The organism is Campylobacter ureolyticus ACS-301-V-Sch3b (assembly GCF_000413435.1).
GTDB classification, from domain to species: Bacteria; Campylobacterota; Campylobacteria; order Campylobacterales; family Campylobacteraceae; genus Campylobacter_B; species Campylobacter_B ureolyticus_A.
This window is the reverse complement of the sequence record NZ_KE340329.1, coordinates 26,039-35,155: the sequence shown is the minus strand read 5'-3', so window position 1 is coordinate 35,155 and position 9,117 is coordinate 26,039. Positions and strand designations below refer to the sequence as shown.

11 protein-coding genes are annotated in these 9,117 nt (G+C 27.8%); all 11 read right to left on the bottom strand.

Going from position 1 to position 9,117, the window contains the following annotated elements:
- On the bottom strand, positions 1 to 227 hold a 227-nt coding region (locus HMPREF9309_RS08255), incomplete at its 3' end, for a hypothetical protein (protein WP_016647478.1).
- Between the two features lie 46 nt (positions 228 to 273).
- The gene (locus tag HMPREF9309_RS08250) at positions 274 to 1,038 is read right to left on the bottom strand and encodes a hypothetical protein (RefSeq protein ID WP_016647477.1); all 765 of its coding nucleotides are present in this window, start codon (positions 1,036 to 1,038) and stop codon (positions 274 to 276) included.
- Positions 1,039 to 1,055: 17 nt separating this feature from the next.
- A complete protein-coding gene (locus tag HMPREF9309_RS08245; RefSeq protein WP_016647476.1) occupies positions 1,056 to 1,982 on the bottom strand; it encodes a hypothetical protein in 927 nt (308 codons plus the stop codon).
- Complete coding sequence (locus HMPREF9309_RS08240) at positions 1,982 to 2,671, bottom strand: TrbM/KikA/MpfK family conjugal transfer protein (RefSeq protein WP_016647475.1); 690 nt, start codon at positions 2,669 to 2,671, stop codon at positions 1,982 to 1,984. The genes HMPREF9309_RS08245 and HMPREF9309_RS08240 overlap by 1 nt, the downstream gene beginning before the upstream one ends.
- Positions 2,668 to 3,093, bottom strand: coding sequence for a cag pathogenicity island Cag12 family protein (locus tag HMPREF9309_RS08235; protein ID WP_012108058.1), 426 nt, complete (start codon positions 3,091 to 3,093; stop codon positions 2,668 to 2,670). Before HMPREF9309_RS08235 ends, HMPREF9309_RS08240 begins: the two co-directional genes overlap by 4 nt.
- A complete protein-coding gene (locus tag HMPREF9309_RS08230; protein ID WP_016647474.1) occupies positions 3,090 to 5,066 on the bottom strand; it encodes a type IV secretory system conjugative DNA transfer family protein in 1,977 nt (658 codons plus the stop codon). The genes HMPREF9309_RS08235 and HMPREF9309_RS08230 overlap by 4 nt, the downstream gene beginning before the upstream one ends.
- Positions 5,056 to 5,817 (bottom strand): hypothetical protein, encoded by a 762-nt coding sequence (locus HMPREF9309_RS08225; protein ID WP_012108060.1) that lies wholly within the window; start codon positions 5,815 to 5,817, stop codon positions 5,056 to 5,058. The genes HMPREF9309_RS08230 and HMPREF9309_RS08225 overlap by 11 nt, the downstream gene beginning before the upstream one ends.
- Positions 5,814 to 6,800, bottom strand: a complete 987-nt coding sequence (locus HMPREF9309_RS08220; RefSeq protein ID WP_012108061.1) for an ATPase, T2SS/T4P/T4SS family — start codon at positions 6,798 to 6,800, stop codon at positions 5,814 to 5,816. The genes HMPREF9309_RS08225 and HMPREF9309_RS08220 overlap by 4 nt, the downstream gene beginning before the upstream one ends.
- Before the next feature lie 3 nt (positions 6,801 to 6,803).
- Positions 6,804 to 6,971 (bottom strand): hypothetical protein, encoded by a 168-nt coding sequence (locus HMPREF9309_RS09070; protein WP_012108062.1) that lies wholly within the window; start codon positions 6,969 to 6,971, stop codon positions 6,804 to 6,806.
- A gap of 8 nt (positions 6,972 to 6,979) precedes the next feature.
- A complete protein-coding gene (virB10, locus tag HMPREF9309_RS08215) occupies positions 6,980 to 8,191 on the bottom strand; it encodes a type IV secretion system protein VirB10 (RefSeq protein ID WP_016647473.1) in 1,212 nt (403 codons plus the stop codon).
- Positions 8,184 to 9,113, bottom strand: coding sequence for a P-type conjugative transfer protein VirB9 (gene virB9, locus HMPREF9309_RS08210; RefSeq protein ID WP_034908021.1), 930 nt, complete (start codon positions 9,111 to 9,113; stop codon positions 8,184 to 8,186). The genes virB10 and virB9 overlap by 8 nt, the downstream gene beginning before the upstream one ends.
- Positions 9,114 to 9,117: the final 4 nt, after the last annotated feature.

Below are 9,117 nucleotides of genomic sequence, written 5' to 3'. Positions count from 1 at the left end.
TCAATTTTTGGTTCAATTAAGCTTGTAAATTTGATTATATTTTCTTGATTTTCTTCTAAAAATTTCAAAAATTCACATTCTATTTTTATAAAATATATAACATTGTTGGATTTACAATAAGTATAAAATTTTGATTTTAATTTTTCAAATAATGGCTTTAATTTTGGAAAATTTGTAGATACTTTTTGATTAAATTTATCTTCAAACTGTTTATCTAAAAATGGCATAATTATCCTCTCTTATGATTTAGCAGAGAAAATCTCTGCTAAAAATTTAAGACATTGATTTACTTTTAGTGGTTTTTTTGGTAGCTTGTTTTAGTATCTTTTGCTCACCTAAATTACCACTATTATCAATTGGAGTAATCGACTTTAATACAGCACCTTGTGTTTTTACAAAATCAATCTCAACCATAGCTGAGCCACCTTTTATTTTGTCAACTGTTTCCATTAGTTGTGGGTAGTTTTGCAAAGTTGAATCTTTTTTTGCAGATAATGTAAAATCACAACCATTTTGAATTTGGGCATTAAATTTGTCAATTAATTTATTGTCGCAATTTTTATCAAATGAATAGCCGTTCATTCCTTTGGTGGCATAAAGTTTTTGAGCTGATTTAACAACTTCATTTGCTTGATTTCTCTCTTCTTCTTGTAGAGTTATGCAGATTTTGTTAAATCCATAAGCCTTTCCATTTTTTCCAATTCCAGATTGATAAAAAGCATCAGCTCTCATAAAAGTATCTTGGTTATTTTGATCTTTACCTTTTATATCAATACCTATTTTATCTGCATCAACTGCTTTTAAAAAATTATCAATATTAGAAATCTTGTAAAAAGCATCTCTCGCACCTGGTTTGATTTCTTTTCCATCTTTTTCATAAGGTTTTAATCCACCAAAACCAACTATTGTCAATGTTTCACCTTGTTTATTGACCGATGAACCAGCACTAACATAAACAGAAGTTATTTTTTTATCGGCAGATGTTGAATTGTTTGGAGTAGTATTGTCTACTTCAACATCTTTTTTATTTGTAGCCATTGTAAATCCTTTTTTTATTATTTTAGAATAACTTTTTTCTCATTATTGTCACTTATAAATTTGGCATCTAATGGAAAATTTAAAGTTATAGATTGCTCATCTTGTTTAACTGAAATCTCTGCAAATTTTTTGCCAACTTCAATAAGACTATTTAACTCATTGTTTTTAATAAAACAAATTGCAGTTAAAACCCCTAAACTAATTGCTAGTGCAATATTTAATATAATTAAGCTCCAAGTTCCTCCTTTAAAAAATTTAAGATTTTTGTGTAAAAAATCATCATAGCTTTTTGCTAACTCTGCTGATTTTTTATTAAAATTATCAAGTTCATTAGTTTGTTTATCTAAAAATTTGTTTAGAAATTCATCATAAGTTTGAGCCATATTTTCAAGTCTAGCTGCTAATTTATTCTGATATTCATTTATGGTTTTTAAATTCTGCTCAAAATCATTTTTAATACCATTGAACTGTTCTTCTATATGTAATTTTGCAAAATCTTCTGAGAATTCTTTTAGGCTGTTATATATGTTCTTTAAAAGTAAAGCGTTATTTGTTAGTTCAAAAATTTCTTTACTTGGCGGATTTATAAAAAAACTCATTAAAGTTTCAAAATATTTAGAAATCTCTTCCCAATTTTTATTTAAATCATTAATCAAGGCTGTTACAACTTCGTTGTCTGGCATATAGTTTTTCAAACTAACATAATTATTTTTTTGAGCATCCAGTAATTTTTTGAAATTACTAATAGTTCTTGAATAATCCAATACAATTCTTTTATTTTCGTCATTTATTGCGATACCTAAAGCTTTAAAACTTTCTTCTAGTTTTAGTTTTTCTTTCAAGCTTTCATTTTGAATATTTTCTTTATTTAAGTTGGTAGTATCGTCAATATCAACATTTGTTGTTTGAATTACTTCATTAACTATTTTTTCTTTTTCTTCCATTATTCTTGTTCCCAACAATTTTTATTTATTGTAATTTTTTGATAATATTTTGGCTGACAAAAAGATATATGACTTCTTTTACAAAATTTTGACTTGTTTTTAACTTCTTCAACTGAATTTTTATCTTTTGCCTTTAATGAGTTGTAAAAAGTTTGTGGTATTTCATTTTTAGTTATTCCTTTATCCCATTCATCAATAGGAAAAAATTCACCACTGCAAGTATATTTTACTTTTATATCTGTATATTTACTTGTTTGAAGTAATTTGCAACTTTTTGGTAAGTTAGGGTTTATTCTTGCTGATATTGGTATATGTCTGCATCTTCTTTCTCCGCAAATTTCTTTTGTTTTATATTCAACTCTTGAATTTAAATACTCTGTATTGCAAGGCTCTGAAATATAAACTAAAATATTGTCTCTTAGTTTTTTAAATTCAGCATCATTTTCACCACTTTCTCCAACAGGGCATAGTTTTAAAAATGCTTTTCTTGCATTTAGTGTATCTTCCCATTTTTTTTCTTTGATTGAAAAAAATCTATTAAGAGATGGTTGGCATTCTCCTGGTTTTACAGAACTACTAAGACATAAAATAGCTTCGCAACTCAATCTCGTGTCACCAGTAAGTAAATCAACTTCAACTGCGTTTAATGAGCCAAATAAAATAGCTACTAACAAAATTATTTTTTTCATTTTGTCTCCTTTGTGTGAAAAAATAATATATTTACTAAGTCTTTTTTATAATTTATTGAATCTAATGGTCTAATTTCTATATTTGCATTTACATCGTTTTTAATAAAATAATCTTTGTATTTCTTTGCTAATGGTTCGTATCCTAAAATAATCAATTTATCAGCATTATGTGCCAAATAAAATGTTTTAACAATTAAATCATTTTTAATTAAAGTATCTTTATCTACTGGACTCAAATAAATATTGTAAGTCCAATTATTATTTTTTAAAAAATTATCTTTAGGAACACTATATTTTTTATCTACAATTAAATTATGATTTATTGATATGGCTGAACCACTATCTAATTTAATTGGCTTTGGTGGTTTCGAACAACCATTAAAAAGAAAAATCAAAGATACAAAAATTATAAATTTATTCATAAATTTCCCCTTGTTTCAAAATTTTCATACTCATCACTGTTATACTCCTCATCTTCTATATTTATATTGTCTAATGCATTTTCTATCTCAGCATCTTCTTCTATTGGCAACTCATTAAGTCTTTTTTCTATATTTTCTTTTAAATAATTTTGTAGTGTCTCTTCATTTTGAAGTGGTATTTTTATATAAGTTTCACCATTTTGAATTGCATTTTCTAATGATTTTCTATTTGGAATTTCTTTTATATTTTTTAAACTAGGACTTACTTCTTTGAATTTATCCATAAAATATTTGTTTGAATAATATAGAGCCTTTTTGCATTTAATCGGTGGTTTGCCCTCTATTTTGATAATTTCTGTATCAAACTGCATCTCCTCGATCTCTTTTGAAAGCATTAAAGCTCTACTTGTTTCGCTCTCGCTTCCGCCGCCACCAGAGCCTAAATTTCTACTTCTTTGCTTAACTGTTTTTGTGCCAAGAGATTCACTTAATCTTTTTGCATCATCATCTTTCATCGCGTAGTAAATTCTACAAGCGTGATTTTTTAGCAAGGTATTTGCTTCTGCTTGTCCATATCCTTCTGGTTTGTTGTTTGTAAGTTGAGAATCTGCTTGATATATTATTAGACTTCTTAAGTCGTATCCAGCCATAAATGATATAGCTGATGAATAAGTTGCCAAATATCCACTTGCTGTAAATTCATCCATTAAAAGAAGGCAAGGATGTTTTAGCTCTTTATTTGATTGTGGTAAGCCTTGCTGAACATTTATTAAAATGAGCTGTTGCCAAAATATATTCAAAATAGGTTTTGCAGAAGCCAATTTATCAGGCGTAATTCCAATATAAATTGTCATTTTTTTACGCCTTAAGTCCCTAAAATCAAAGTCATTTGCAGAAGTAGCTAGTCTCATATTATCAGCTCTAAATATTGCTAATGGGGATATAAAACTACCCATTGCTGAACTTCTTTCATTATCGCTTTTAATTTCAAAGAATGCATCAATTCTTTCTTTTGCCTTCGGAGATACCATTTTCATTTCTACTAAAGTATTGTAAGTATCTGCAAAATTTGATATTGTTTTTATCTCTCCATCGGCTGTTTCTACTTCAAAATTTAATCCTTCACTTAATTTTAAGATTCCATATAGAGAAAATGAGCATTCAAGTTCATATTTTTGTAAAAATGCTATACCTTTTCTAGTCCCAAGCAGGTCATTCATCATATAGCAAAGCCCAATAAAAAGATCTTTTGCTTTTCCATTAAAATAATCAGTTACTGAGCCATCATTTTTCAGTGGATACAAAATATTTGCAAAGTCGTTTAGTTCAGCATCGGCATTTTCACCTTTCATATCTATATAAAAAAGTGGATTATAACGATGAGTTTTAAAACTATATGGATTGAATAAAAATATATCTTGTTTTAGAATTTCTTTTCTATATTTACTGGTATATTCAAAACATTCTAATTTTATATCTTGAACAACGCAAGAATTTGGATAATCAAGCAAATTTGGTATAACTATACCAACACCTTTTCCGCTTCTTGTTGGAGCTCCAAGTGCTACAAATTGTTGCCCACCAAATCTCAAAAGCTGGTTATTATACATACCTATAATAATTCCGTTGTTATCTATTTTTCCATCTTTTCCTTTTTTAGGAAATAACCCCATTTTTCTTATATCTGCTGAGTTTGCAAATCTTGCATTTCCATATAATTTTTCTTTTTTTGGTATAAAGGGGAGTAAGAAAACTACACTAAAACTTAAAAATAGAGAAATGGCCAGTGCTTCATATACTTTTGGATAACCATTAATTAAGGCTAAAAATGTAAATTCAGGCTTCCATACTTTTGGAAGTAGTTTTAAGGCGTCATTTAATACAAATATTACAACACTTGTTAAAAAATAAGATATAACAATAGCAACAATAGATAAAAATATGATTTGAGCTTTATTTAACTTATCTTGCATCACTTAAATCCTTATTTTTATTGTTTTCTGATTTGTTTTTATCGTTTAATACTTTATTTACAGCTTTGCTTGCTAATTTCCCTATATTGTCTAATTCTTGCTGTGTTATTTTGTTGCTTTTCTTGGAGTTATTTGATATACTTTCACTCAAAGCAGGACTGTTACAATCGCGGTCTTTAAATTGTTCGGCGAAGCTGACCCCGTTCGCCCTATCCTGCTTGTTATCTTTTTTAGAATAAATTCTTTCTCCTCTTTCTGTCTTTGAGTGTGCTGTTAAGAGATGGCTTTGTTTGTCCCAAGTTCTTTCGCCATACACTATTTTGCTACCATCATTTGCCTCAACAGACCAAACATTTCCTTGATGTTTTATGCTAAATTCAGGCTCTACATTTTTAGCTACTTTTGGAAAACTAAGCATTTCTTCTTTTGTTATCATTCCACGTAAATTTGGATCATCTAAATGTTTTTTTTCTTTTTCCATAAAATTTTGGCTTACATTTATATTGCCCTTGTTGGTTTTAACATTTATAAAATCTTTTTCTTTTTGTAAAACCTTAAACATATCTTTGGCTTCTTTTTTAGAGGTTTTATCCCAAGCTATCTCTTTTAGTTTTATAATTCTTTTTTTTATTTCTCTGATTATTTCTTCAGCTTTTTCAACATCTTTTTCTAAATTTAAAATTTCATTTTGAATTTCTGTTTCTGGTTCAAAACTATCTTTTATCTCGTTAAAACTATCTTGTGATTTCATACAAAATCCTTAACTTCTTTAAAAATTCCATCAAAGTTTTTATATAGTTTTTGTTCGTATAAATATTCAGCTACTCGCCTAATTCCGTTATGCTCTTTTTTAAAGACTATTACTAAATCGATGATATTTTTTATAATGTCAAGTATCATATCTTTACCAAGAGATCTGGCAATTTCATTTTGCATAGACATCATTGCTAGTCTGTTGTAGCAATTTTTGACACTTCCTGCGTGACAACTTGTCATTGAGCCATTGTGTCCGCTTGAGATAACATTTAAAAAATCATATGTTTCAGCTCCCCTAACTTCTGCAAGTAAAATTCTGCTCGGTTTCATTCGAAGGCAAGATTTTAAAAGAGCTGTTGAGTTTAGAAAATCGCTTTCTTTAGCTTCGCTTGGGTAAAAGAGTTGTTGATAGTTTTTATGTTCATAAAATCTTATTTCTTCAACATCTTCAATAGTTATAATTCTTTCATCTAATGGAATAAAATCAATAAAAGTTTTCATTAAAGTTGTTTTTCCGCTTCCAGTTTCACCACAAATGACAATATTTTTCCCTTGTTTAATGGCTTGGATAAAGAAATCAGCACTATTTTTATCAATTGATCCACTTGATATATAATCATTTAATGTATATCGAACTTTTGATGGCTTTCTAATTGTGATTGAAACGATACCATCTTTTGTCGCTGGTGGTATTACGATTTGAACCCTCTCGCCAGTTGGCAATACACAAGAAAGTATTGGTTTTGTTTTGTCTATTTGATCTTTTTTAAAAGAGGCACAAGAAGTAGCAAATGCTATTGCTTTTTCATAATCAAAATTTGCATTTTCATCAATATGCCAATTGCCTTTGCTATCTTCATAGAAAATAGCAGTGCCACCGTTATAGCAAATTTCGTTAATTGTGTCATCTTGTAAATATTTTCCAAAATATTCATTTGAATATTTACTTAATGAAACACTGCTTCTAATACCGCTCATTTTTTAATATCCTATTTCTGAGTTATTTTCCAACTCTTTGAGTAATTTATAATATTCATCTCGTTTTTGTTTTAATCTATAAATTTTTAATTTATAGGCTTTAATTTTTTCATCAATATCTTCGATTGTTTTTTGTAAATCTACCTGGTTTATTTGGCTATTTGTATTCATTTTTTATCCTATTTAATTATTTTATTACCTATATAATTAAGCTTATAAACTTTACTAAAATCAATATCTCTGTTTACATAAACTGCTACTAAATCCCCGTGATTTCTATATAAAGTAGGCTCGATATTTATAAATTTTTGTAAAGCAGTATCAGCCATATCCCTTGTTGTCTCTCTTGTATTTTCTGTATAGTCTTTGTTTTGGTTATTTCTATTTCCAGTTCCACCATTTAAAGCCACATTCATAGCATCATCGATTACACTAAGCAAAATAGCAGCACCAAATCTTTGGAGCCAATGATGGTCTATATAGCCTTGAATTCCACTTCCACCAAGTTCATCAGTTGCTCCACTTGATACTGGTATATCTATATTGTTCGGAGTTCTAATTTCTTGCCAAACGACAAAAATTCTATCCATTCCATCATTTAATTGTCCGCTATTAAAAAACCCTGATATTTTTGATCCTTTTTCAATTAAAAGCGTGTTTCCATTTTGAGAATATATGTTTTCAGAAACTGTGCAAGATATACTTCCTTTGATTGTGCTTACTAATTTTGTATTTAAACTACAACCTATATAAGTGCCTTTTGGTAGCAATAAATTTGGATCATATTTGTTTAATTTTGCTATTTTTGGAGTGAAAGCACCAAGTTCATAATCTTTATTAAATTCATTTTTTGGAGTTCTTATTATTTTGCCATTTTCATCAAAACTATAATTATAATTTGGATCGGTAAAATCTACAGGTTTATCTTCTTCGCTTAAATTATTGGAATTTGAGGATGAGTTGGAGTTATTTATCAATAAAGAACTAGAGCTTTTATAAACCTTTGGCATAAAAGATGTTTTTGTTTGTGCTATTACGAAAGGGTTTGTATTATCAGTATTTTGTAATGTTTCATTTGTTTCTACTTCCTTTTCTTCTTTTAAAACTAGTTCTTGAAATGTTTTAACTGGCGGTTCTTTAAAATCGAAATCTTTTTGCTCTATTTTAGTTCCAATTGCTGTTTCTTTTACTGGCTCATCACTATTTTTATTAGAAAAAAATTTTAAAGCCAAAAGAATTAAGATAATTATTCCAAAAACAATAATTCCTATGCTTTGAAGTTTTTTAGTGCTAATTGCTTCATCATTTAATTCAGATATATTAGTTTTTACTTCTTTATTTTCTTCATTATTGTTTAAAGCGTTTTGACTATTATTTTTTTCGTTACTCATCTTTTATAATCTCTCTTTCTACGCTTCTATTTATAGTGTTATATGTTTTATCAAGCGGATTTTTAGCATATCCATTATTGAAAATTCCAACTAATTTATCACCACTTCTAAGAAGTATTTTCTGAGCTGTTTTGTGAATTACTAATACATCGTAATTTCCATCTTTTTTTAAATGTGTATTTAAAATACTTTCTTTTGATTTTTTATTTACATTTTCATATAAGAAAACAGATGGAATGGTTTTTGTATTATTAAAGCCTAAATATGTGAAAACTCCATCATCGTATGCAAAATCTGGTGAAATTGTGTCACTTCCTTTATTAATATGCATTAAAAAATCCCAATTTTTAGGGATAGTAACTTTATTAAGTTCGTTTTCAATATTTTCTTTATTTTTTTGAACTTCTTTTATTCTTTTTTCTTCTGCCAATTTGTCTTTTTGTTTTTGTTTGATTTCATCAGGATATGAAAATTCTACCTTATAATTTATATCTTTATCTTCTATGATTTCTAAGTCAAATACATAAATTCTTTCATTTGTAGTGACTATAAGGTTTGTTTTCCAATCTGTAGAATTTGGTTGTATAACTGCATTATTTTGTAATTCTACTTCATCGCCATTTTGATCTGCTAAAACTTGTTCTTCTTGTTTTATGATATATGCTTTTGGTTTTATAAATAAAAAATTTTCTCTATCTATTAATTCCCAACCATCACTAAAACCAGTAGCTATATTTATTATTCTTTCATCTTTGCTAAATTCCAACATAGCAACAAAACCATTTTTGCAATTAACCCGAAAAACATCATTTGCGTTATATGTTGCAAAAGTTATTCTGTTATCAAATTTTGATATTTTTGGTATGCTTATTCCAAATAGAGTTGAATAAAATATTATAAATAAAAATATAAATTTATGCATAAAA

Coding starts and splice junctions, on each gene's coding strand:
- HMPREF9309_RS08250 (WP_016647477.1), bottom strand. CDS start 1,038: ATGGCTACAAATAAAAAAGATGTTGAAGTAGACAATACTACTCCAAAC.
- HMPREF9309_RS08245 (WP_016647476.1), bottom strand. CDS start 1,982: ATGGAAGAAAAAGAAAAAATAGTTAATGAAGTAATTCAAACAACAAAT.
- HMPREF9309_RS08240 (WP_016647475.1), bottom strand. CDS start 2,671: ATGAAAAAAATAATTTTGTTAGTAGCTATTTTATTTGGCTCATTAAAC.
- HMPREF9309_RS08235 (WP_012108058.1), bottom strand. CDS start 3,093: ATGAATAAATTTATAATTTTTGTATCTTTGATTTTTCTTTTTAATGGT.
- HMPREF9309_RS08230 (WP_016647474.1), bottom strand. CDS start 5,066: ATGCAAGATAAGTTAAATAAAGCTCAAATCATATTTTTATCTATTGTT.
- HMPREF9309_RS08225 (WP_012108060.1), bottom strand. CDS start 5,817: ATGAAATCACAAGATAGTTTTAACGAGATAAAAGATAGTTTTGAACCA.
- HMPREF9309_RS08220 (WP_012108061.1), bottom strand. CDS start 6,800: ATGAGCGGTATTAGAAGCAGTGTTTCATTAAGTAAATATTCAAATGAA.
- HMPREF9309_RS09070 (WP_012108062.1), bottom strand. CDS start 6,971: ATGAATACAAATAGCCAAATAAACCAGGTAGATTTACAAAAAACAATC.
- virB10 (WP_016647473.1), bottom strand. CDS start 8,191: ATGAGTAACGAAAAAAATAATAGTCAAAACGCTTTAAACAATAATGAA.
- virB9 (WP_034908021.1), bottom strand. CDS start 9,113: ATGCATAAATTTATATTTTTATTTATAATATTTTATTCAACTCTATTT.